General features: G+C 72.0%; 17 protein-coding genes and 1 pseudogene. 10 read left to right on the top strand and 8 right to left on the bottom strand.

The window, feature by feature from the left end; all coding sequences use genetic code 11:
- Window positions 1-840, top strand: a complete 840-nt coding sequence (locus M3Q35_RS39865) for an SURF1 family cytochrome oxidase biogenesis protein (protein WP_273937743.1) — start codon at window positions 1-3, stop codon at window positions 838-840.
- A 118-nt stretch (window positions 841-958) separates the two neighbouring features.
- Here M3Q35_RS39865 and M3Q35_RS39860 read toward each other — a convergent pair whose 3' ends face one another.
- The gene (locus M3Q35_RS39860) at window positions 959-1,909 is read right to left on the bottom strand and encodes a cobalamin biosynthesis protein (RefSeq protein WP_273937742.1); all 951 of its coding nucleotides are present in this window, start codon (window positions 1,907-1,909) and stop codon (window positions 959-961) included.
- Window positions 1,910-2,023: 114 nt separating this feature from the next.
- Here M3Q35_RS39860 and M3Q35_RS39855 point away from each other — a divergent pair, with 114 nt between their 5' ends.
- From M3Q35_RS39855 to M3Q35_RS39845, 3 genes are read left to right on the top strand one after another with little or no spacing between them, the layout of a single operon-like run.
- Entirely contained in the window at window positions 2,024-3,580 is a 1,557-nt protein-coding gene (locus M3Q35_RS39855) for a DUF2397 domain-containing protein (RefSeq protein WP_273937741.1), read from the top strand.
- Complete coding sequence (locus M3Q35_RS39850) at window positions 3,577-4,818, top strand: TIGR02678 family protein (protein ID WP_273937740.1); 1,242 nt, start codon at window positions 3,577-3,579, stop codon at window positions 4,816-4,818. The genes M3Q35_RS39855 and M3Q35_RS39850 overlap by 4 nt, the downstream gene beginning before the upstream one ends.
- Complete coding sequence (locus M3Q35_RS39845; protein ID WP_420704730.1) at window positions 4,815-8,915, top strand: TIGR02680 family protein; 4,101 nt, start codon at window positions 4,815-4,817, stop codon at window positions 8,913-8,915. The genes M3Q35_RS39850 and M3Q35_RS39845 overlap by 4 nt, the downstream gene beginning before the upstream one ends.
- Here M3Q35_RS39845 and M3Q35_RS39835 read toward each other — a convergent pair.
- Together M3Q35_RS39835 and M3Q35_RS39830 are read right to left on the bottom strand one after the other, a co-directional pair.
- The gene (locus M3Q35_RS39835; protein WP_273937739.1) at window positions 8,895-10,187 is read right to left on the bottom strand and encodes a sensor histidine kinase; all 1,293 of its coding nucleotides are present in this window, start codon (window positions 10,185-10,187) and stop codon (window positions 8,895-8,897) included. The genes M3Q35_RS39845 and M3Q35_RS39835 overlap by 21 nt on opposite strands.
- Window positions 10,184-10,858 (bottom strand): response regulator transcription factor, encoded by a 675-nt coding sequence (locus M3Q35_RS39830; protein ID WP_273937737.1) that lies wholly within the window; start codon window positions 10,856-10,858, stop codon window positions 10,184-10,186. Before M3Q35_RS39830 ends, M3Q35_RS39835 begins: the two co-directional genes overlap by 4 nt.
- 90 nt (window positions 10,859-10,948) lie before the next feature.
- Here M3Q35_RS39830 and M3Q35_RS39825 point away from each other — a divergent pair, with 90 nt between their 5' ends.
- Window positions 10,949-11,341, top strand: a complete 393-nt coding sequence (locus M3Q35_RS39825) for a hypothetical protein (protein ID WP_273937736.1) — start codon at window positions 10,949-10,951, stop codon at window positions 11,339-11,341.
- Window positions 11,342-11,415: 74 nt separating this feature from the next.
- A complete protein-coding gene (locus tag M3Q35_RS39820) occupies window positions 11,416-12,036 on the top strand; it encodes a hypothetical protein (RefSeq protein WP_273937735.1) in 621 nt (206 codons plus the stop codon).
- Here the strand turns inward: M3Q35_RS39820 and M3Q35_RS39815 are convergent.
- From M3Q35_RS39815 to M3Q35_RS39800, 4 genes are all read right to left on the bottom strand, one after another.
- The gene (locus M3Q35_RS39815; RefSeq protein WP_273937734.1) at window positions 12,033-12,758 is read right to left on the bottom strand and encodes a maleylpyruvate isomerase family mycothiol-dependent enzyme; all 726 of its coding nucleotides are present in this window, start codon (window positions 12,756-12,758) and stop codon (window positions 12,033-12,035) included. The genes M3Q35_RS39820 and M3Q35_RS39815 overlap by 4 nt on opposite strands.
- Window positions 12,759-12,775: 17 nt before the next feature.
- Window positions 12,776-13,738 carry a neutral zinc metallopeptidase gene (locus tag M3Q35_RS39810; RefSeq protein ID WP_273937732.1) on the bottom strand — a complete coding sequence of 321 codons (963 nt, stop codon included), beginning with the start codon at window positions 13,736-13,738 and terminating at the stop codon, window positions 12,776-12,778.
- 264 nt (window positions 13,739-14,002) lie between these two features.
- The gene (locus M3Q35_RS39805) at window positions 14,003-15,130 is read right to left on the bottom strand and encodes a neutral zinc metallopeptidase (protein WP_273937731.1); all 1,128 of its coding nucleotides are present in this window, start codon (window positions 15,128-15,130) and stop codon (window positions 14,003-14,005) included.
- Window positions 15,127-16,023 carry a neutral zinc metallopeptidase gene (locus tag M3Q35_RS39800; RefSeq protein WP_273937730.1) on the bottom strand — a complete coding sequence of 299 codons (897 nt, stop codon included), beginning with the start codon at window positions 16,021-16,023 and terminating at the stop codon, window positions 15,127-15,129. Before M3Q35_RS39800 ends, M3Q35_RS39805 begins: the two co-directional genes overlap by 4 nt.
- Window positions 16,024-16,116: 93 nt before the next feature.
- Here M3Q35_RS39800 and M3Q35_RS39795 point away from each other — a divergent pair, with 93 nt between their 5' ends.
- The gene (locus tag M3Q35_RS39795; RefSeq protein ID WP_273937729.1) at window positions 16,117-17,772 is read left to right on the top strand and encodes a DUF2207 domain-containing protein; all 1,656 of its coding nucleotides are present in this window, start codon (window positions 16,117-16,119) and stop codon (window positions 17,770-17,772) included.
- Here the strand turns inward: M3Q35_RS39795 and M3Q35_RS39790 are convergent.
- Entirely contained in the window at window positions 17,714-19,144 is a 1,431-nt protein-coding gene (locus tag M3Q35_RS39790) for a M1 family metallopeptidase (protein ID WP_273937728.1), read from the bottom strand. The two genes, M3Q35_RS39795 and M3Q35_RS39790, sit on opposite strands and share 59 nt — an antisense overlap.
- Before the next feature lie 102 nt (window positions 19,145-19,246).
- On the opposite strand from M3Q35_RS39790, the pseudogene M3Q35_RS39785 reads away from it, so the two are divergent.
- The 3 genes and pseudogenes from M3Q35_RS39785 to nudC all read left to right on the top strand — a co-directional run bounded on the left by M3Q35_RS39785 (window position 19,247) and on the right by nudC (window position 22,854).
- Window positions 19,247-20,528: pseudogene (locus M3Q35_RS39785) on the top strand (M16 family metallopeptidase).
- Complete coding sequence (locus M3Q35_RS39780) at window positions 20,525-21,895, top strand: M16 family metallopeptidase (RefSeq protein WP_273937727.1); 1,371 nt, start codon at window positions 20,525-20,527, stop codon at window positions 21,893-21,895. Before M3Q35_RS39785 ends, M3Q35_RS39780 begins: the two are co-directional and overlap by 4 nt.
- Window positions 21,892-22,854, top strand: a complete 963-nt coding sequence (gene nudC / locus M3Q35_RS39775) for an NAD(+) diphosphatase (protein ID WP_273937726.1) — start codon at window positions 21,892-21,894, stop codon at window positions 22,852-22,854. Before M3Q35_RS39780 ends, nudC begins: the two co-directional genes overlap by 4 nt.
- Window positions 22,855-22,982: the final 128 nt, after the last annotated feature.

Below are 22,982 nucleotides of genomic sequence, written 5' to 3'. Positions count from 1 at the left end.
GTGCGGTTCCGGTTCCTGTTCCAGCCCAACTGGCTGCTGCTCACGCTGGTGGTGTTCGTGTTCGCCGCCGCGTGCTACGCCGTGCTGGCCCCGTGGCAGTTCAGCCGCAACGCCGAACAGCAGGCCCAGAACTCCGCGCTGACCTCGTCGTTCACCAGCAAGCCGGTGCCGCTGGACCAGCTCGTGCCGGCCGGCACGGAGCCGTCGGGCAACGCCGTGTGGCGGCTGGTGACGATGACCGGCACGTACGAGCCGGCCGGCGAGGCGATGGCCCGGCTGCGGACCGTGCAGGGCGAGCCGGCCTTCGAGATCGTCACGCCGTTCAAGCTGACCGACGGCCGGACCGTACTGGTCGACCGGGGCCACGAGTCGCCGCAGGCCGGGCGGTCCGTGCCCGAGTACCTCGCGCCGCCGACCGGCCAGGTCACGATCACCGCCCGCGCCCAGGACGACGAGACGGCCGACAAGCGGCCGACCTTCCTCGACACCGGCAAGCGGCAGATCTACTCGATCAACGCCGGCACCGTGGCCGCCGCGACCGGCGTCAAGCTCGACCCCGGCTACTACCAGCTCGACGCCAACCAGCCCGGTGTGGTCAAGGGCGGCGCGATCCCGCTGCCGCAGCTGGACGACGGGCCGTACTTCTCGTACGCGATCCAGTGGCTGATCTTCGGCTCGATGGCCCTGTTCGGCTGGGGCTACTTCAGCTGGCGCGAGGCCCGGCCCGGCGGCGCCCTGGACAACGTCGACCAGCCGGCCAGGCCCAAGCGCAAGTCGGTGGCCGAGATCCTGGCCGAGGACGAGGCCCGCGACCGCGAGGAAGCCGCCGCACAGAGCTGACCTCCCCCACGTGAGTGGCTCACTTGGCGTTTTGCCCCCACGTGAGTGGCTCAGGTGGCCCCCAAGCGCAAATGAGCCACTCACGTAGGGGAAAAGGGGAGGGGCAAAGGGGGAGGGGTCAGGCGCGGCGGCGGCCGAGTCCGATGGCGAAGGCCAGCGCGGCCGACACCACGGCGGACGCGCCGCCGACCACGCGGGAAAGTTCCACCGCTCGGGTGACGTGGCCGGCGTCGGGGCTGCGGCCGTGGCCGAGCACCGGACGTTCCTCGGTGCCGTGCGAGTAGACGGTCCGACCGCCGAGACGGATCTCCAGCGCGCCGGCGAAGGCCGCCTCGACCTGCCCCGCGTTGGGGCTGGGGTGGGCGGAGGCGTCACGCCTCCAGGTCTGCCAGGCGCTACGGGCGGAACCGCCGACCACGGGGGCGCTGATCGAGGTAAGCATGGCGGCCAGCCGGGACGGCACGAGATTCGCCACGTCATCGAGGCGGGCAGCCGCCCAGCCGAACTTGGCGTAGCGGGCCGACCGGTGGCCGACCATGGCGTCGAGGGTGTTGGCGGCGCGGTAGCCGAGCAGCCCGGGCACGCCGGCCACGGCCCCCCAGAACAGCGGGGCGACGACGGCGTCGGACGTGTTCTCCGCCACGGACTCCACGGTCGCCCGGGCCAGCCCGGCGGCGTCCAGGCTGTTCGGTTCGCGTCCGCAAAGGTTTGGCAGCCGGTCGCGGGCGGCGTCGATGTCGCTGGCGTCCAGCGAGCGGCCCATGGCGGTGCCCTCGGTGGCCAGCGACGAGCCGCCGAGCACGGCCCAGGTGGCCAGCGCGGTGGTGGCGACCTGCACGAGCGGCCGACCACGGCCGAGCCGCTCGACGGCGATTCCGGCCGCGACCGCACCCCCGGTGAGCAGGGCACTGTGCACGATCCCGGGCACCTTGTGGTCGCGGTAGACGGCCTTCTCCAGCGCCGCGGCGGTGGTCCCGAAAGCCGCGACGGGGTGCCATCGCCGAGGGTCGCCGAACACCGCGTCGGCCGCCGTTCCGAGCAGCAGGCCGACCGCCCTTGCCGCATTCACCGCGTCGTCCCCCGTCTTCCCCGTCCCGACGCCGTAGACGTTATCGGCTGCTCATCACCCGTTCGGCGACAGGTGGCGCAGCGCAGGGGCGCGGGCCGGTTAATGTGGCCGACCGTGGAGCAGGAGCAGCACGTCCCCGACACGCTCATGGGCGCGGAGTCGACCGATCGCCGGCTGCTGCTGTACGCCTACCTCCAGCCCCGCGAGCACCACCGCACCTATCTGACGACGATGCGCCTGTTCGCGTCGACGCTGCTGGCCGACCTGTCGGCCGGCGAGGTGGCGGCCAAGCTGGCCGCGGCCGAGCGGGAGGGCCTGATCGACCCGGGCGAGTCCCGGATCGAGACGGTGATCGCCCGGCTCAAGCAGCTGGTCGAGTGGGGCAACCTGGTGCCGGGCCGCCGCGAGGTGATCGCGGCCAGCATCGCCGAGTTCCAGCACGGCAGCGTCCGCTACCAGGTCAGCAAGCTCGCCGTCCGGGTGCAGCGTGACGTCGACGAGCTGCTGCGGGTGCCGGAAGGGGCCCGGGAGGTGTCGCGGGAGCTGCTGCCGGCCATCGAGCGTGGCCTCGGCGCGCTGGGCAAGTCGTTGTCCGACGCGGTGTTCACCGAGGGCGGCCCGGGCGCGAAGCGGGCCCGGGAGGCGCTGGCCGAGCAGGTCACGACGCTGTTCCTGCAACACGCCGAGCTCGCCGTGACGGTCCGGGATTTCTACGCCTACCTCGGCCAGATCGTCACCCGGCACCACCTGGCCCCGGACGAGCTCTCCGGCTTCCGCAACCTGCTGGTCGAGTACATCCAGATGGTCGTGGAGGACGTGCTGCGGCACACGCCGGCCATCGCCGAGTCGCTGGGCCAGCTGGCCCGTGGCCGCAGCGAGCTGCTGCGGCTGCTCGGCCCGGCCAACGGGCTGGGCACCGAGGAGCTGCCCATCGAGCGTTCCCGTGGCCGGACCGTGGCCGACTGGCAGGACCTGACCGACTGGTTCGTCGACCGTCCCGGTCGGCCGAGTCAGGTGACGGCGCTGCGCGAGGCGACCGGCCGCGCCATCGGCTCGCTGCTGGCCAGCGTGAAGCGGGCGACCTCGGGCGGCGGGCTGCTGCCGGGGCGTCGGGCCGAACTGCTCAAGCTGGCCGGCTGGTTCGACGGGGCGACCCCGGACAAGGCGCATTCCTTGTACGCCGCGGCATTCGGGCTCTACTCGGCCCGCAACCTGTTGCCGTCGCCCGAACACGACGGCGACGACGAGCACACTCCTTGGCGCGACGGTCCCGTGCTCGACGTGACGGTCAGCGTGCGCAGCCGGGGTGATCGTGGAGCCCGCGGCCGGACGTCCCGGATCGTCGACGACCCGATCACCGAGCAGGCGCTGCTGGCCGACGCGCGTGCCGTGGACAAGAAGCGCTCGGAGGCGGTGACCGAGCTCGTCGAAGCGGCGCCGACAATTGAGGAAAGCCGTCTGTCCCATGGGGCTTTGGACGTGTTCTGCGAGTTGTTGACGATGGCGATGGCCCAGCGCGAGCGGGCCGAGGACACTGGTTCGGCGGCCGACCCGGTGCGCGGGCTGAAGCTGACCGTCACTCCCGAGGAAGGCCGGACGACGACCATCAAGACCGCGGGCGGCACGCTGACCCTGCACAACGCTTCCATTGCGTTGGAGGCGGGCGCATGAAGGACGTGCTCGACGGCCTCTCCGACATCGACGCGGCCAACGTGGTGCGCTGCGCACGAGTGTTGCTGCGGCGGCCGTTGCTGCGTGCGGACGGGCCGGATGGCGATCTGTTGCCGCTCGTCTACCGGCATCGCACCACGCTCCAGGACATGTTCGCCGGGCTGCTGGCGTACCGGCTGGTGGTCGAGCGTCGCTTTGCGCGGCTGTACAAGCCGGGGCCGGGCGTGGATCCGACCCGTGGCGAGCCGACGCTTTCTCCGCGCGGCTACACGTACTTCGCGTTGACGATCGCCGCGCTGACCGGCGTTGGCCGGCAGGTTCTGTTGTCCCGCTTGGTAACCGACGTGCGGGCGGCCGCGGTTGAGGCCGGCGTGGCCGTCACCGACGACCTGCCCGACCGCCGCGCTTTGACGGCCGCGCTGCGGCATCTGTTGGCGTTGGGCGTGATCACCGAGACCGAGGGCACCGTCGCACCGTGGGGCACCGAGGGACCGGCCGAGGCGCTGATCACCATCGACACGGATCTGTTGGGGCAGTTGCTGTCCGGGCCTCTGCTGGAGGCGTCCGGCCCGGACCACCTGGTCGAGTTGGCCGCCCGGCCCGGTCCCCGTGGGGCCGAGCATGCCGTGCGGCGCAAGCTGGTGGAGAATCCCGTTGTGCTGCAAAGTGATCTGCCGGGCGAGCAGATGGAGTGGCTGCGGCGCAACCAGCGGCGGGAGTCGAGCCTGCTGGAGCGCAACTTCGGGCTGATCACCGAGACGCGGTTGGAGGGCGTCGCGGTCACCGACCCCGAGGACTACCTGACCGACGTGCTGTTCCCGGGCTCGGGCACGGTCGCCCGGATCGCGCTACTGGCCCTGCCGGAGCTGATCGCCGACCCGGATCCCGAACTGTTCGAGGACGACGTCGAGCCGCCGGAGCCACGGCCTGACGGCCGCCATCCCGTTACCTACGGCCAAGTTCGCGTGATCTGCGCCCAGCTGGTCGAGGACTACCCGGCGGCGTGGTCGCGACAGGCCACCGAGGATCTCGACCGTCTCACCAACGATGTGCTGGATCTGTTGGTACGCATGGGTCTGGCCGTGGACGACCCGGTCGACGGCTGGCTGGTGGCGCCGACCGCGCACCGCTGGCTGCCCCAGCCGGACGACTCCCCGGCGCGGTCCGCCGCGCCACCGGCAATGGCCGAACCAGAAGAACCCGGCTGGTCCCTGTTCGACGGAGAAGGTGAACTGTGAGCGATCAGCGTTGGACGTTGCACCGTGGTGGCATCGTCAACGTGTGGCAGTACGCGGAGCAGATCTTCGACTTCTCCGGCGGACGGGCCATCTTCCAGGGCACCAACGGCTCCGGCAAGTCGCGCACGCTGGAACTGCTGCTGCCGCTGTGCCTGGACGGCGACCTGCGCCAGCTCGGTTCCAAGGGCTTCGACACGGTCAGCATCCGGCGGCTCATGCTGGACGACTACGACGGCGGCCCGAACCGGATCGGCTACGCCTGGGTCGAGCTCAAACGGGACGACGAGTACCTGACCTGCGGCCTCGGCGTGAAGGCGTCCAAGACCTCGCAGCAGATCACCGACTCCTGGCGGTTCGTCACGCCGGCGCGCGTGGGCAAGGACCTGCGGCTGGCCGGACCGGACCGGGTGCCGATCGGGCCGGCGCAGCTGCGGGACCTGATCGGCGCGGACTGCATGTTCGAGGACGCGGCGTTCCGGGCCAAGGTCGCCGAGACGGTCTACGGCGTGCCGGCGGCCCGCTACGCCGACCTGCTGCACCTCCAGCGCACGCTGCGCAACCCGGACGTCGGTCTGAAGGTGTTGGAAGGCCAGCTGGAGCAGATCCTCTCCGACGCGCTGCCGCCGCTGGACGTGGCCCTGGTCGAGCAGCTGGCGACCTCGTTCGACGACCTGGAGTCGATCCGGGAGAACATCACCCGGCTGACCACGGCCGATTCGGCGCTGACGGCGTTCCTCGGCACCTACTCCGGCTACGCGCTGGCCGGGCTGCGCGGTTTCGGCGACAAGGTCGTGTCCAGCCGTAAGACCCTGACGGCGCTTGGGTCTGACTTGGAGTCGTTGGACCGCAAGCTGATCTCGGCCCGGGACGGGCGGGTCACCGCCGAGCAGGCTGTGGCCGAGCAGGAGGCGCAGGACAGCCAGCTCGACGCCCGGATCGAGGCGTTGAAGGAGCTGCCGGCCTACCGTGGCATGCGCGATCTCCAGGACCGTGAGCAGCTGGTGGCCCGGTCGCGGTCGGCGGCCGAGGCGGCGCTGGACACGGCCAGCCGGCAGCGGGCGCAGGAGGATCGTGCGGTCGATTCCGTGCTGGCGGTGTTGCGGCGGCTGGGTTTGGACATCGACAGCGCCGACGAGCTGGCCGGGCATGCCCGTGAGCGGCTGACCATCGCCGGTCTCGACGGGGACCTGTGCCCCAAGGTGCCGCCGATGCCGCCGACCGACGCGCAGGTGGCGCCGGATCGCGTGCGGGCCAAGCCCGATCCGGAGGCCGAGCCGCAGACCATCGACCGGCGGCTGCTGCCGGCGATCGATCCTCAGTCCCTTTTGGACACGTTGAGCGACGCCGGCCGGCAGGCCGAGCAGGTCGCCACGGAAGCCAGGCGGCGCAACGCTTTGACGTTGTCGCTGCACGAGCGGGCGCTGGCCTCGGACCGTCAGCTGCGGGACGTCGAGGAGCTGCACCGCGCGGCGCGGCAGGCGCAGCTGACCGCGACCGAGGGGGCTGGCCGTCGTAACGAGGCCGGTCAGCAGCTGGCGACGGCCGTGGACGTGTGGCGTGAGCAGGCGCGGCGTTGGGCGGCCGACGACGGGCCGCAGCCGCCGACCGCGGAGCGGTTGATCGAGGACCGTGGCGCGGCGCGTGCGGCCCGGGACAGCGTGCGGCAGTGGGCCGCGCCGCGTTCGCATGAGCTGCGGCAGCGAGTCGTCGGGGCCGAGCAGCGACTGGACGACCTGCGGGCGACGATCACCCAGTACGAAGCCGAGGTCGTGGCGCTGCGCTCCGGCGGCACGGACGAGCAGTCCGACCCGTCGGCGTTCCATCGTCTTGTCGACTTCGTGCCGACGCTGCCGGAGGCCGAGCAGGCCGGTCTGGAAGCGGCTTTGCAGGCTTCCGGCCTGTTGACGGCCCGGGTTTCCGTCAGCGGCAAGGTTTCCGACGCGGCGCTGGCCGAGGTGATCGCGCTGGCCGGGCCGGCGGCGAGCGGCCGGACGCTGGCCGACGTGCTGATCCCGGCGGCCGAGCCGGGCTGCCCGGTGCCGGCCGAGATCGTGGCCAAGTTGCTCGCGGCGGTCGGTGTGGCCGACGAGCCGGCGGCGACCGAGACGCCCGGGCTGGTGCTGTCGACCGGCGGCGCGTGGCGGGCCGGCGTGTTGTGCGGGGCGCAGGCCAAGCCGGTGGCGGAGTTCGTCGGCACAGGCGCGCGTGAAGCGGCTCGGCAGCGTCGGTTGGCCGAGCTGAGCTCGGCCGTCGAGCGGCTGCACGTCGAGCTGGCCGACGCCGAGCGGCTATGCGACCAGGCGCGGGCCGCGGCCGGCGAGTGGGAGGCGCACGTCGAGGCGTTCCCCGACGACGGCGAGCTGATCTCCGCACACGCCAAGCTGACCAGCGCCCGGGAATCGGCCGAGGAGGCCGAGCAGAAGGCGTACGACCTGCGGGCCGAGCACCAGGCCAGCGACGAGCGGTGGCATGCCGCGCGGGCCGAGCTCGTGCAGTCCGCGTCCGAGGCCGGCATCGGTCTTGGCGATGCTGTCGACACCGAGGCGCTCGACCGGGCCAACCGGGCCGCGTCCGAGGCCCGGGTCGCCGCCGAGCAGCTGGCCGAGGCGTTGGCCGGGCGATGCGCGCGGACCGTCATCGACCTCATCGACGCCATGCAGCACCACCATGCGGCGTTGACCGACCGGTCCGAGGCCGAATCGGCGGCCGACGCACTGTGCGTCGAGTACGCCGACCGCTCGCACGCGATGGCCGAGCTGAGCTCCGCGATCGGCGGCGAGGCCGAGGAAGTCGCGCGACAACTATCCTCTTTGGACGCTGAACGCAAGTCCGTGCGCCGGGCGCTGCCGCAGTCCCGGGAGAAGGTCGTCGAGCTGCGCGAGCAGGCGACGAAGCTCGAGACTCTGCTGGAGACCAAGCGGGCCCAGCTGGCCGGTCGCGAGGGCGACGCCGCCGATGCCGTGGCGGCGTTCGAGCAGGCGTTGGCCGCACCTGGCGTGTGGTCCGCCGCGTTCCCCGAGTCCGACGCTCCGTCCACAGTGGATGATGCGTTGTCCTTGCTGGACGCGGCTTCCGACCGCAAGGGGTCGTCCGAGGGCACCGTCATCGGCAAGCTCCAGGTGTTGCAGACCTCGCTGGCCGGCACGCACGACATCGGGGCCGAGACCGCCGGCGGCGTGCTCACCGTGACCGTCACCGGCGAGGACGGTCCCCGTCCCGTCGCCGAGGCTGCCCTTCGGGTGTCCCAGCGGTTGGCCGAGCAGCGGGGCTTCCTCGGCGAGCGGTATCAGTCGATCTTCGCCGACTACCTGATCCGCGACCTGGCCGAGCGGCTGCGGGGTCAGATCGAGGTGGCCGAGGACCTGTGCCGGCGGATGAACGACGTGCTCGACCAGGCGCGGTCCAGCCAGGGCGTGCATGTGCAGCTCGAGTGGCGGCCGTCGGCGGCCCTCGACGACCGGACCAAGCAGGCCTTGGAGCTCGTTCGGACGCCGCTGGCCGACCGCACCTCCGAGCAGGACGACCTGTTGCGCCAGGTCATCACCGAGCGCATCGAGGCCGAACGCGACGCCCATTCCTCCGGCTACGCTGAGATCCTCGCCCGAGCCCTCGACTACCGCACCTGGTACTCGTTCACCGTCCGCGTCCGCGATTCCGGTCCCGACGGCAAGCCCCGCGTGCGACGTCTCCGCCAGCTTTCCTCCGGCGAGACCCGTCTCGTCTCCTACGTCACCCTCTTCGCCGCCGCCGCGTCGTTCTACGACGCCGTCTCCAGCGGCGGCGACGAGCTCCCCTCCGGCTCGTCCTCCTCGACGAGGCCTTCGAGCGCCTCGACGACCCCACCATCGCCCGCATGCTCGGCCTGCTCGTCGACCTCGACATGGACTGGGTCATCACCTGGCCCAGCGGCTGGGGCGTCTCGTCCAAGATCCCGCGCATGCACATCTACGACGTCCTGCGCCCCAAGAACGGCCGCGGCGTCGCCTGCACCCACACCACCTGGGACGGCGCCGGACTGGACCGCGAGGATCCCTAAGGCCCCAGTGCCGGGAAGGCGATCGTCGGGGCTTCCAGGGTCACTGGCAGGGGCAGGGTGATGCGGAAGACGGCGCCGGTGTGGCCGGGGGTGGGGCCTCGCAGCGGAGGTCGCCGCCGTGGGCGCGGCAGATGCCGCGGGCGATGGGGAGGCCGAGGCCGGAGCCGCCGGAGGAAGAGGCGCGGGCCTCGTCGAGGCGGACGAGGCGGTCGAAGATGCGGTCGCGGTCGGCCGCCGGGACGCCGGGGCCGGAGTCGGTGACGACGAGGTGGGCGTAACCGGCGGCGGAGCCGAGGGTGAGGGCGATGCCGCCGGAGCCGCCGGTGGCCTGGCGGGCGTTGTTCATGAGGTTGGCGAGCACCTGGGCGAGGCGCTGGGGGTCGCCGGAGACGACGACGGAAGGGCCCTCGACGGAGATGGCGAGGTCGGGGGCGAGCACACGGGTGCGGTCGGCCTCGGCGTCGGCGAGGTGACGCAGGTCGACGGGCTCGTGCTGGAGATCGAGGCCGGCGTCGATGCGGGCGAGCGCAAGGAGATCGTCGACTAGGCGGCCGGCGCGGCGGGACTCGCGGACGAGGAGCAGGAGCATCCGGTCGCGTTCCTCGGGATCGGTCTCGGGGCTCTGCTGAAGCACGGACTCGGCGACGGCCTGCAAGCCGGCGATGGGGGTACGGAGCTCATGCGCGGCATCGGCGACGAACTGGCGGGTGCGAGACTCGGCGTGGCGTGCGTGCTGCTCGGCACCCTCGAGCTCGTCGAGCATGCTGTCGAAAGCGGCGGCGGTGCGGCCGAGCTCGGTGTCGGTACGGGCGGGCGCGAGCCGACGGCCCCGGTCGCCGGCGGCGATGGAGCGGGCGAGGGTGGCCATGTGGTCCAACGGCCGCAGGGCGAAGCGCACCAAGAAGATCAAGCCGACGGCGGTGATGACCAACGCGGAGATGCCGACGATGAGCAACAGCCGGCGCAAGGTGGTCTGCGGCCGTGTGTCGGGATCGGCGTAGAAGGTGATCCGAATGCCGTTGTGGTACGTGACAGTCCGAGCGGTGGGGTCGTCGGCCGGCGGCTTGCTGCCGTAGTCGAGGCCGCTGGGCGTCTGGACCCGAACGAAGATGAAGCCGCCCACCGCCAGCCGTGCGTACAGCTGCTCGGGTTGCAGGCGCCTGGTCTCCAGCTGCTTGGCCAGCTGCAGGCGGTCCCGGATCAGGTTGCCCTGGTCCTGCACGGTCTGGCGGCTGAACAGCGCGTCGACCACGACGACGAGCGCGATGAGCACGACGGCGAGCGCGACGGTGACGGAGAGCGTGACCCGCAGCCGCAGCGAGCCGCTCTTCACGCGGCACCGACCCGTAGCACGTAGCCGAGCCCCCGCACGGTGTGCAGCAGCCGCGGCCCGTGCGCCTCGAGCTTGCGGCGCAGCGCGCTGACGTGCACCTCGACGAGGTTGGGGTCGTAGTCCTCGTAGCCCCACACACTGGTCAGGATCTGGGTCTTGCTGACCACGCGCCCACGCTGCGCGGCTAGGTAGCAGAGCAGCCGCAGCTCGGTGGCGGTGACGTCGACGGTGGAGCCGGCGTAGAGCACGACGCCGGAGTCGGCATCGACGAGCAGGTCGCCGATCTGCACGGCCGACGGCGTGCGCCCCAGCCGCCGCAGCACGGCGCCGACCCGGGCCACCAACTCGGCGAGCACGAAGGGCTTGAGCACGTAGTCGTCGGCACCGGCCTCCAGCCCGCGCAGCCGGTCGGGCACACCGTCCCGCGCGGTCAGCATGACGACGCCGGCGTTGGAGGCCCGGCGGACCACCTCCAGCAGCTGGAAGCCGTCGCGACCGGGCAGCATGATGTCCAGCACCACCAGGTCGGGCCGGAACTGGGCCAGGTCGGCCTCCAGCTCACGGCCGTCCGGGCGGGCCAGCACCTCGTAGCCGCTGTCACGCAGCGCGGAACGCACCGCGGCGCGAATCGCCTCGGTGTCCTCGACGATCAAGATCCGGGCGACCGACACGGGCCCATTCTGGTCGGTGGGACGGTCGCGTGGGCGGCGGCCCGCCGACGTTTCAGGCTCCGCTCAGCTCCGGCCGGGACGGTGGCTGTCATGACCTCCCTGACCCGAACCATCGGCGCGCTCGTCCTGACCGCGGCCGCCGCCCTGTCCGTGACGGCCTGTTCCGCCGCCGCCACCGGCTCCCCCGCGCCGTCGACCTCGGCCTCGGCCACGCCGTCGAAGGGCAAGGCCAAGCCGCTGCCCGCCGGCGAGAGCCGAGTCGCCGGCACGGTCGCGACGGTGTCCGCCAGCCAGCTCACCGTGACCAAGAAGGACGGCAGCACTGAGACGTTGACCACGGACCCGGCGACGAAGATCGAGGGCGGGCCGCTCCAGCAGGGCCAGCGCGTGACCGCGGTCGTGAAGGGTGACCAGGCGCTGACCGTGCGGGTGGCCCAGCCGCACGCTTCGAGCGCCGCGCCGACCACCACGCCGACTTCCTGACGGGCTTGGGTGCCGAGCCGCCGGGCGTCTGGGACGATGTCGGAGTGGCGGCTCGGCAGACCCAGGTGCGATGGGTGCTGATCCTGCTGGTCATCGGGCTGGTCGGGATCGGTGCGGCGGTGCTCGTGTGGTGGCCGACGCTCGGCTTCCCCAACACCGATTCGCCGTCGGCCGTGCACGCCAAGGCCACGGTCGTGACCTCGGCCCAGTGCGGCAGCGGCAACGCCCACGACACCGTCGAGGTGACGGTGGACGGGGCCAAGAAGCAGGTGCCGCTGGACGGCTGCGGCCAGGCCAAGGGCACCGCGCTGGACGTGGTCGTCACGGAGGAGAACGGCCAGTTCAGCGCCCATCCGGCCGACGCGGCCCAGGTCGGCGGCAATCGCGACGGCCGGCTGACCGCGGTCCTGCTGTGCCTGAGCGCGGTGGCCGGCGCGCTGTACGCCTATTTAATTCGGTACCAGCCAGTTCCGAAAACCGCCGCGCCGACGCCGGTGATCGAGGCGGTGGAGCCGCCGGCGTTCCCCGAGCCGGCGTTCGCCGAGGCGGCCTTCCCGGAGCCGGTCCATCCGGAGATCCCGGCCTTCCCGGAGACGCCGGTGTTCCCCGACGAGCCGGAGGCGGCCGTCGAGGAACCGACCGGCGAGGACGACCCGGCCGACGAGAACTCCGAGTCGAGCAACACTCCCGGTTAACGGACCCGCACGCTGTCGGCCCACAGCGCCGCCAGCTCGTCGTCCGCCGTGAGCCCGTGCCACGGCCGCCGGTTCCACAGCGCCAGGTACAGCTCCTCAGCCGTGCCGGCGATGGCGCTGTCGGCCTCCGCCGCCGTCACCCGCTTCCCCGTGGGACGGTCGGGACCGTAGGTGACGAGCCAGTGGTCGCCGGTGTCGGTGGCGCTGACCAGCACGGACCGCTCCTCGTCGGCTCGCAGGCGACGCCCGCGCGGCAGGAAGCCGCACAGCAGCTCGTCCACGCCGTCGGCGGCGAGCGAGGACGGAATCGGCGACGGCAGCCCGGCGGCCGCTTCGGCGTCCACGCTGTGGATGGTGGTCTCATGGGCCTGCCGACGGGCCCAGAACGGCACACCGGACGGCGCGGTGCCCATGAACTGCCAGCAGTCCAGGTCGGCCGGCGCGGCGGTGAGCACGTGGACCAGTTCCGCCACGCCGTCACGGAACCACTCGATCAGACCCTCGTCGGTTTGGGTCAGGTCGTCGATGTCACGGGGCTCGGTCAGCGCCTGCGCGACGAAGGCGCCGGCCCAACGGTGAATGCTGCCGGTGTGCAGCAGCAGGTCGCGCACGGCCCAGTCCGGGCAGGTCGGCACGGGTGCGTCCAGCCCGGACCGCTCCGCCGCGGCGGCGAGCCGTTCCCCCTGACCGCCAACGGCGGCGATCCACTCTCGCGTCTCCATGACCGTGAGCCTGCCACTCAGGCGACGTCCGCGGTGCTGGACAGCCAGGTGTTGCACCGGGCCAGGCTGTTGTCCTGGAAGCCCGCAGTCCACCAGCCGATGGCGTGCTGGTCGGTGCCGTGGTCCAGCGGCGGGCCGTTGTGGTCGCCGCGGTCCTGGCTGGTCTGCGCCTCGTGCGTGATGTTGCCGTCCACGTCGCCACGACCGGAGGTGGCGGCGAGGAACATGCCGGAGAAGCACTGCGCCTGGAGTTCCAGCCGCCGTGACAGCTCCCAGCCGGCGTCGCTGTTGCTGTCGCCGTTGTCCTTCTCGTAGCGCTGGTTGGTGTACGCGCCGAGGATCCCGGACAGCGACTGCACGTGGTGCCCGTACTCGTGCGCGAACAGCGCGAGGTAGACGCCGGGGTGCGCGCCGTACATGTCGGACTGCAGCCCGGCGAACGGCACGTACAACGTGTGGTCGCGGCCGCAGTAGAAGGCGACGATGTGCCCGATGGACTGGTTGCCGCACGGCGTCGTGAACGACGTCCCTGGCGGGAACGCCACGTCCGGCGGCGAGAACGGCAGGCCGGCCGCCTTGAGCACCGGCGCCCACGCGGCGTTCAGGCAGGGCAGCGCGCTGCGGAAGAACCGTTCAGCGCCGGCCGGGTCGGTGGTCCAGCGGCTGAGCGGGCAGTCTGTCGCCGGCAGGCCGCCCACGTCGAACAGCGGGTTGTCGCCGAGCTTGGCCACGGGCTGCGGCCCGGCCGGCGTCGTGCTGGTCGGCGGCCGTGACGTCGTGGTGGTGCGCCGAGTCGTGGTTGTCGACGGCGTGGTGGTCCGGTGCGTGGTGGTCCGCGGCGACAACGTCGTCGTCGGTTCGGTCGTCCGCGTCGCGCCGGCCCCGGCGTCGGCCGCCGGACGGGAGCCGCCGAGATGGCTCAAGCCAACCGCCGCCAGGCCCAACAGCACCACTGCCACCAGCACGATCGCCGCAACCATGAACCCTCTGGGCCCGCGCGACGGCCGCATCGGCGGCGGGCCGGGCCAGGAGCTCGTCGGTGGCGGCATCACTGGTGCTACGACGGGCGGTCGCGACCAGTTCATTGGCGGCGGGGTGATCGGCGGCGCATAGGGTGGCGGATACGGGCCATTGACCGGATAAGGACCGGGCACCGGCGGCGGCAGCGGTCCCCCGCCATAGCCGGACTGCCAGCCGGGTGGCTGGTTCACGGCAGTTCTCCCCAGTTCAGTTTTTGGGTCGGATCACTGCACGTCGGCGCTGCTGGCCACCCACGTGTTGCACTGCGCGACCGTCTTCTTCACGAAGCCCTGGGTCCACCACCCCGACGCGTGCTCGCTGGTGCCGTGGTCACGGCGCTCGCCCGGCGGGTCGCCGCGGTCCTGCGTGCTCTGCGCGTCCCGCGCGACGGTGTTGTCCACCGAGCCGTGCCCGACCGCCGCGGCGAGGAACAGACCCGAGAAGCACTGGGCCTGGAGCTCGATACGGCGCGACACCTCGAGGCTGGCTGGGCTGTCCGGGTCGACGCCGTCGTACTCCTGCCGGTGCGCCGCCGTGAGCACGCCGCTGAGGTCCTGCACGAAGTGCCCGTACTCGTGCGCGAACACCGCGAGGTAGGCGCCGGGCCGGTTGCCGATGTCCTCGGTCTGCAAGCCGGACATCGGCATGTACAGCGTCTGGTCGCCGTTGCAGTAGAACGCCGCGGCCTCCTCCTGCGACACCGAGCCGCAGGGGCTGCTCCACGTCTTGCCGCTGGGGAAGGCCAGCTTCGGCTCGTGGAAGGGCAGGTTCACGGACTGCAGCACCGGCTGCCACGCCCGGTCCAGGCACGGCAGCGCGGCGGTGAAGTAGGCGTTGGAGGCGGACGGCACCGACTGCCAGCGCGGCAGCGTGCAGGTGACCGGTCCGGGGCCCGTGGCGGTGAACAGCGGGTTGTCGGCCAGCTTGTCGCTGCCGTCACCGGTGCTGCCGGTGCCGGGCGAGCTCGTGGGCACGGACGTCGGCAGCTTGGACGGCGTCGGCGCGGTGGTCGGCCGGCTGCGACCGTGGCCGTTGAGGCTGAGCACGGCGACGCCCACGACCACGAGCCCGATCAGGAACAGCGTGACGAAGGGGCGCCGCGACGGCCGCTTCGGCGGGGGCGGCGGCGGGTACGGCTGGAACTGCTGCGGCGGCGCCAGCGGTCCGTGGGTGTGCAGCGGCGGCGGCATGACCGGTCGCGCCGGCGGCATCGGGTACGGGTTGTAGACCGGCGGCGGCTGCTGGCCGTAGTACGGGTTGGGCGGGGGCTGCTGCGTCCGCGGCGGGTACGGGCTGGGCAGTGGCGGCGGCAACGGGCCCTGCGGCACGTTGCCGGAGTTCCACGGATTCAACTCACGTCCCCCTGCGGCGCCGCCCACGTGTTACACGCGGCGGTCTTGTTCTGCTGGTACCCGATCTGCGCCCACCGGCCCTGGTTCGGCGCGGTGCCGTGGTCCTTCTCGCCACCGCCGTCGGCGAACGCGGCGGCGCCGGTGGCGGCCATGGCCTTGGTGACCGAGCCGCGGCCGGCAACGCTGGCGAGGAACATACCGGCGAAGCAGTTCGCCTGCAGCTCCAATCGCCGAGAAAGCTCGAGGCCGGCCTCGGTGTCGCGGCCGGCGGTCTTCTCGCGGCGGGACTCGGCCAGCAGGATGCCGCTCATGTCCTGCACGTGGTGCCCGTACTCGTGGGCGAGCACGCCGATCACCACGGCCGGGATGCCGTCGGTGCCGTCCAGCACGGACTGCACCGGCATGTGCAGCTCGTTGTCGGCGCCGCAGTAGAAAGCCACCGGGGCGCTGCCGTCACGGGTGCGGCACGAGCCGGCGCTGTCGTCCATGGTCAGCTTCGTCGGCTCGAACGGCATGTTGATGCCGGAGACGACCGGCTTCCACGCGGCGTCCAGACAGCTCAGCTCGGCGACCAGGTAGGCGCGTAACTCGTCGGTCGTGCGGCCGAACTTGGGCAGGGTGCACGTGCCTGGCGCGAGCGACTGCGGGTAGGTCAGCAGCGGGTTGGTCGCGAGCGCCACCACCTGGTGCGGCGCTTCCGCCTGCGCGACACCGGCGACCGCCTCCGTCGGACCCAGGAACGGACCGCCGACACCGCACACGATGAACAGGGCCACGATGCTGTAGACGACGAATCGCGCCGTGCGTCCCCGTTGGGGGATCCGCACCGGAGCACCACTCGCGAGCAGACGCGGATCGATCGGCGGGTAGCCGAACGCGCCTCGGTTGTCCATCTGTGGCCCTCTGCTTCCGGGCGGCGACGGACAGCCGTCCCCCTTGGTGGATCCCGCCGCAAGAATAGGCGGCCTGCACTATTGTCCGCTCCCGTGTTCACCAACTGGGGCCTGGCCGTGGCCACCCTCACGTTCTCCGCCGGCGTACTGGTCGTCCCGCATGCCGCGGCGCCGGCCCCCGGCGGCGTGCAGTCGCAGGTCGCGCTGAAGGTCGAGCGCGACGGCAAGCTCACGGTCAGTGAGAAGGTCACCGTGCCGGCCGGGAAGTCCGCGAACCGGACCGCGCCGCTGCGGCTGACCGCGGGCCCCGACACCGAGCGCGTGTACACCGTCACGCAGCCGAAGGTGACCGGCAACGGCAGCGCCTCGGCCGACGACCAGAACCTGACCGTGCACCTGGGCGCGGGCGAGTCGACCATCAGCTACGTGGTCGACGGCGCCGTGGCCGACCAGGGCTCGCACGAGGACGTGCGCTGGCAGGTGGCCAGCGGCTGGGATGTGACGATCGATCGGCTCACGGTGTCCGTGGTGACGCCGGCCGAGCCGCAGTCCATCACCTGCCTGGCCGGCGATCCCGATTCGACGACCGCGTGCGCGCTGTCGCAGATCGGCGAGGGCGGTGTGCCGACCGCCGAGCAGGACACGCTCACGCCGGGGCAGCGCGTGGACTTCGCCATCGGCCTACCCAACGGCTCGGTGCCGGTGAACGAGCGCGTCGAGACGACCAACACGCTGGCGACGGCGTTCGCGCTGACCCCGGAGACCGGCATCGGCCTGCTGGTGCTGGTGGTGCTGCTGCTACTGGGCCTTGGTCTGCTCTGGTACGCCCGTGGCCGTGACGCCAAGGCACTGGCCGGTGACGTGGGCGCGGTCGAGGTGCTGGTGCGCGACGCCGGCGGCCACGTGGCCTTCGCCTCGCCCGACGGCGTGCTGCCGGGCCAGGTCGGCACCGTGATCGATGAGCACGTGGACGTGGTCGACGTGACGGCGACCGTCATCGACCTGGCGGTGCGCAACTACCTGTGGATCGACGAGGTGCCCGGCGGCGCGGGCGTGCTGGACTGGCGCATCGTGCGCCGCAACCCGGCCGACGACGCGCTCACCCCGTACGAGAAGGCGGTGTACGACTCGCTGCTCGGCGGCGCCGACCAGGTGCAGCTGTCGCAGCTGCGCGGCAAGGGCATCGACCTCGCGGCGGCGCGCAACGCCCTGTACTCGGACGTCGTGGCCAAGGACTGGTTCGCGCGGCGCCCCGACACCGAGCGCAGCCGCTGGTGGTGGGGCGGCGTGAGCATCGTGGCGCTGGGGATCGTGCTCACGGTGGTGCTGGCGCTGACGATCGGCCACGCGCTGCTCGGCCTCGCCGTCATCATCGGCGGCGCGGCGCTCGCCGCCGGCGCGCGGTCCATGCCGGCGCGCACCCGGCGCGGCAGCGCGCTGCTGCACCAGGTGCGCGGACTGCTGACGTACCTGACGACCGTGTCGCCGACGGACATCCCGGACAGCGACCGGGAGATGGTGTTCTCCCGGTCGCTGCCGTACGCGGTGGTGCTGGGCCAGACCGACCGGTGGCTGGCGGTGTTCCGCGGCCTCGACCCGGACGCCGACGGCACCCCCGGCCTGTACTGGTTCGGCGAGGCGGAGCAGGCGCGCGACCTCGACCGCTTCGCCGGCCGGTTCCCGGCGTTCCTCAGCTCCCTGGACGGAGTGCTGGCCCAGAGTGGCCACCTCCGGTCGTTGAAGGCTTAGCGACCCAGTCCGGGTGGCCGGGCATCGGCGGCGTGGTGCTGCCGTACAGCCAGTCGTGCAGGAACGGGCCGAGGTCCGAGCCGCCGACGGCGGTGGCCACCCGGATGAAGTCGGCGCTGGTCGCGTTGCCGTCGCGGTAGCGGTCCAGGTAGGTGTCGATGATGCGGTGGAAGGTCTGGTCGCCGACCTTCTGTTGCAACGCGTAGACGACCACCGCGCCGGCGCCGCGGGCGATGGCGAACATGACGTCCGGCCGGGTCGGGTTGGCCGGCGTGAAGCCGAGGGAGCGGACCGTCGGATCGAAGGTCTCGTAGGCCCACCGGAGTTCGTCGGCCACCGAATTGCCGCCGTGCTCGGCCGCGTACAGGCGGTCGAAGTAGGTGGCGAAACCCTCGCTGAGCCAGAGGTCGCGCCAGTCGGCGACCGCGGCCGAGTCACCGAACCACTGGTGCGCCAGCTCGTGCACGACCGTCGAGTCGTTCTTGGGGTCGGCCAGCGCGCCGGCCCGCAACACCGGCAGCGTCTGGGTCTCCAGCGCATCGGACTGCTGCGTCATGTGGTCCGCGCCGAGCAGGCCGACCGTCTCGAACGGGAAGCGGCGGCCGATGCGCTGCTCGAGCCAGTCCACGAAGCTCGGCAGCTGGTCCAGCATCGGTTTGGCGGCGGCCGCGTCCGGCACGAAGCTGCGCAGCGGCAGGCCGTTCGGGCCGGTGCCGGTCACCGTCGTGAACTTGCCGACGGCCAGCTGGGCCAGCTGCGGCGCGAACGGATGGGCCGAGGCGTAGGTGAACGTGGTTGTGGAGTTGGTGGCGTTCTGCGCAACCAACGGCCCGTTCGCGGCGACCGTCCACCCCGTCGGCACGGTCACGTGATAGCGGAAGTACGCCTTGTCGTCGACAGCGTCGTTGCAGGGAAAGAACAAATGGGCCCGATCGGGCTGGCCGACCCAGGCGAAACCGCCGTCGGGGTCGTTGATCCAGCCCGCGGTCGGGTCCACCGAGGACGGGATCTTGGCCGCACGGTCGGCGGTGAAGTCGACCGTGACGGAGAACGGGCCGCGGATCGCCGTGGCCGGGTCGACCACCAGCTTCTGTTCGTCCAGGTGGAACGCGGCGTCACGGCCGTCGACCTGGACCTTGGCCACGGTGCCGCCGGCGTAATCGAGGCGGAACTCGGGCAGCCGCCGGCCGGCGACCGCGGTGATGCGGGCGGTGCCGGGCAGCAGCGAGGTGCTCGGGGTGAAGTCGTAGCTGAGGTCGTAGGCGACGACCTGGTAGCCGTCATTGCCCAGATCGGGCAGCAAAGGGGGCGAAACCGGTGTGACCGCGGACACAGCGAGCGCGGTCGCCGCGGCCATGCTTGACAAGCTCATGGGCCAACAATCGCCAGTTCAGCCGTAGGCGGACATCCCACCGGGGGTTGATCACCTCGGTACGACCGGGGACTGACGTGGCGACGTCGTAGTCTCTGTGTCATGGCCGCACCGGAACTGCACAGGTTCACTCTCCCCAACGGCCTGCGCGTGGTGCTCGCCCCCGACCGCACAGCCCCCGTGGTCGGTGTGAGCGTGCACTACGACGTGGGCTTCCGCTCGGAGCCCGAGGGGCGCACCGGGTTCGCCCACCTCTTCGAGCACCTCATGTTCCAGGGCAGCGAGAGCCTGGAGAAGCTGGCGCACTTCCGGCACGTGCAGTCCTCGGGCGGCACCTTCAACGGCTCGACCCACCCGGACTACACCGACTACTTCGAGACGCTGCCGTCGGCCGCGCTGGAGCGGGCGCTGTTCCTGGAGGCCGACCGGATGCGGGCGCCCCGCATCACCCAGGAGAACCTGAACAACCAGATCGACGTGGTCAAGGAGGAGATCCGGCTGCGGGTGCTGAACACCCCGTACGGCGGCTTCCCCTGGATCTGGCTGCCGCCGGTGCTGTACACGACCTATCCCAACGCGCACAACGGGTACGGCGACTTCGCCGAGCTGGAGCAGGCCAACCTGGACGACTGCGCCCAGTTCTTCGACACCTACTACGCGCCGGGCAACGCGGTGCTGACGGTGGCCGGCGACTTCACCGTTGAGCGGGCGACCGAGCTGGTGCACAAGCACTTCGGCGACGTGCCGGCCCGGCCGACGCCGCCGCGGCCGTCGTTCGCCGAGCCGCACCCGCAGGGCGAGCGCCGCGAGGTGCACGAGGACCCGCACGCGCCGCTGCCGGCGCTGGCCGTGGGCTACCGCCTGCCCGACCCGGCCACCGACCTGGACGGCTACCTGGCCAACGTGGTGCTGGCCGCGGTGCTGTCCGACGGCGACGCCTCGCGCCTACAGCAGCGCATGGTGCACCGCGAGCCGCTGGTCACCGACATCTCGGTCGGCGCCGGCCTGTTCGGACCGCTGGACGCCCGTGACCCCGACACGTTCACGGTGACCGCCATGCACCCCCGAGGTGTCCGAGGACCGCATCCTCGGCGTGCTCGACGACGAGCTGGAGAAGCTGGCCGCGTCGGGCCCGCAGGAGGACGAGCTGGCCCGCGTGGCCGCCCGGTGGGCTGCGGCCATGCACCGCGAGCACGACCGCATCACCTCGCGCACGCTGTCCTACGGGGCCTCCGAGCTGCTGCACGGCCGCGCCGAACTGGCGTCGGACCTGCCGACGCGGATCCGCGCCGTCACCACCGAGCAGGTGGCGGCCGCCGCCAAGGCCCTGCGGCCGGATTCCCGGGCCGTGCTCGTCGTTCCCGCCGCCGGAGGAGACAAGTGACTTCTGTCAGCTACCGCACGGCCGAGCAGATCGGCCACACCGAGCAGGGGCCGCGTCCGCTGCCCGCGCTCGGCACGCAGACCGCGGCGGCGCAGCCGTCCCTTGTGGACACCGTGCTGCCCAACGGGCTGCGGGTCATCGCCGTGCGCAAGGAATCCGTGCCCATGGTGGAGCTGCGGCTGCGCATCCCGTTCGCCGGCACCGAGCGGCTGCACTCGGCGCGGGCCGAGGTGCTGGCCAACACGCTGCTGACCGGCACCGAGCGCCGTGACCGCACCCAGTTCGACACCGACCTGGCCGCGGTCGGCGGCGACCTGAACTCCGTGGTCGACCCGGAGCGGCTCAGCATCGGCGGCAGCGCCCTGGCCAGCGGCCTCGACGTGCTGCTTGACGTGCTGGCCGACGCGCTGACCGGCGCGGTGTACCGGGACGAGGAGGTGGCCCGCGAGTCGGAGCGCCTCGTCGAGCGCATCGTCATGGCCCGGTCGCAGCCCAGCGTCATCGCCCGTGAGGCGCTGCAGAAGCACCGCTACGGCGACCACCCCTACGCCAAGGAGATGCCCGAGGCGGCCGAGATCCCCGAGGTCTCGCCGGAGCAGGTGCGGGCGCTGCACAAGGCGTCCGTGCTGCCGCGCGGCGCGCTGCTGGTGCTCGTCGGCGACGTCGACCCGGACGCCGCGATCGCGACCGTCGGCGCGGCGCTGGCCGGCTGGCAGTCCGACGCCAGCGCGGTGGAACTGCCGAAGCTGCCCGCGCTCACGCCCGGCGACGTGCACCTCGTGCACCGGGCCGGCGCCGTGCAGTCGCAGATCCGGCTGTCGGCCCAGACCGTGCCGCGCACCGACCCCGGCTACGCGGCCTTGCAGGTGGCGAACCTGGTCTTCGGCGGCTACTTCTCCTCGCGGCTGGTGGAGAACATCCGCGAGGACAAGGGCTACACCTACGGCGCGCACTCGTACTTCGAGTTCACCAAGGACAGCGCGACCGTGCTGGTCGAGGCCGACACGGCCAGTGGCGTGACGCCGGCGGCGTTCTGGGAGACCCGCTACGAGCTGGGCCGGCTGGTGCTGTCGCCGCCGAGCGCGTCCGAAGTGGACAATGCCAAGCAGTACGCCATCGGCTCGCTGCTCACGTCGACCTCCTCGCAGTCCGGCCTGTGCGCCACGCTCGTGGCGCTGGGCGCGATGGGCCTGTCTTACGAGTGGCTGCGCGACCAGCCGCTGCGGCTCGCCGACGTGACCGCCGAGGCGGTGGCCGAGGCGGCCGAGAAGTTCTTCGCCCCCAGCCGGTTCACCGGCATCGTGGTCGGCGACGCCGATGTGCTGGCGGCGCAGTTCCGGGCCATCGGCGGTGTGGTGCTGCCGTGAGTCTCTGCTCCACCTCGGCCGGCTTCGAGCTCGACGAGCTGCCGGCGCTGTCCCGGACCGCGGTGCCCCGCAACGATTTCCTGCGGGACAACGCGGCCGAGCTGGCCCGGATGTGGCCGGCCGCCCGGCTGCTGCCGGTCGACCGCCGCGGCCGGGCGCCGATGGGGCGCTCCGGCGATATGCCGGTGCTGGACTTCCGGGCCACCGAGGGGACGACGCCGCCGGCCGACGCCGTGCTGCTCGGTGAGCAGGACGGGGTCTGTTACTGGGCCGTGCGGGCCGAACCCGACGGTCCGGTGCAGGAGGGCATGGGCTGGGACGCCACGCTGCCCGACACCGACGAGCCGGTGTGGCAGGACCTGCGGCTGGCCGGCGGTCTGCTCAGCGCCGAGGACGCCGGGCTGTTGACCACCGCCGTGGCCGTGCTCAGTTGGCACGACAACGCCGGCTTCTGCGCCAAGTGCGGGTCGCGCGTCGAGCCTCGGCGTGCCGGCTGGGCCACGCATTGCACCGGCTGCGGACGTGAGGAGTACCCGCGCACCGATCCGGCCGTCATCTGCCTCGTGCACGACGGCGGCGACCAGGTGTTGCTGGCCCGGCAGCCGATCTGGCCGCCCGACCGGTATTCCGTGCTGGCCGGATTCGTCGAGGGCGGCGAGTCCCTCGAGGCCTGCGTGGTTCGGGAAATCTGCGAGGAAGTCGGCATAACGGTCGAATCGGTGCATTATCTCGGCAGCCAGCCGTGGCCGTTTCCCCGTTCCCTCATGGTCGGTTTCAGCGCCGTCGGCGATCCCACGACACCGTTGGTGCCGGCCGACGGCGAGATCGAGCAGGCCCGCTGGGTGCACCGCGACGAGGTCCGAGCAGTGCTCGCCGCCGGCGGCACCGGTCCCGGCCTGATCCTGCCCGGCGTCACCTCCATCGCCCGCCGCATGCTCGAGTCGTGGGCGAAGACCTGATCCACCGGTATTTGTGGCCGCACGGCCGGTTCCTCCTTCGGAGGAACCGGCCGTCGGCGTCTTTCCGGCAGTGTCCGGTGTGGATATCCGACCAGAGATGGACACGGTTACCGACTTTCGTTGGTTGA

The organism is Kutzneria chonburiensis (genome assembly GCF_028622115.1).
GTDB lineage: Bacteria > Actinomycetota > Actinomycetes > Mycobacteriales > Pseudonocardiaceae > Kutzneria > Kutzneria chonburiensis.
Note: the sequence above shows the minus strand (reverse complement) of the source record. Positions and strands in the feature narration are given on the sequence as shown.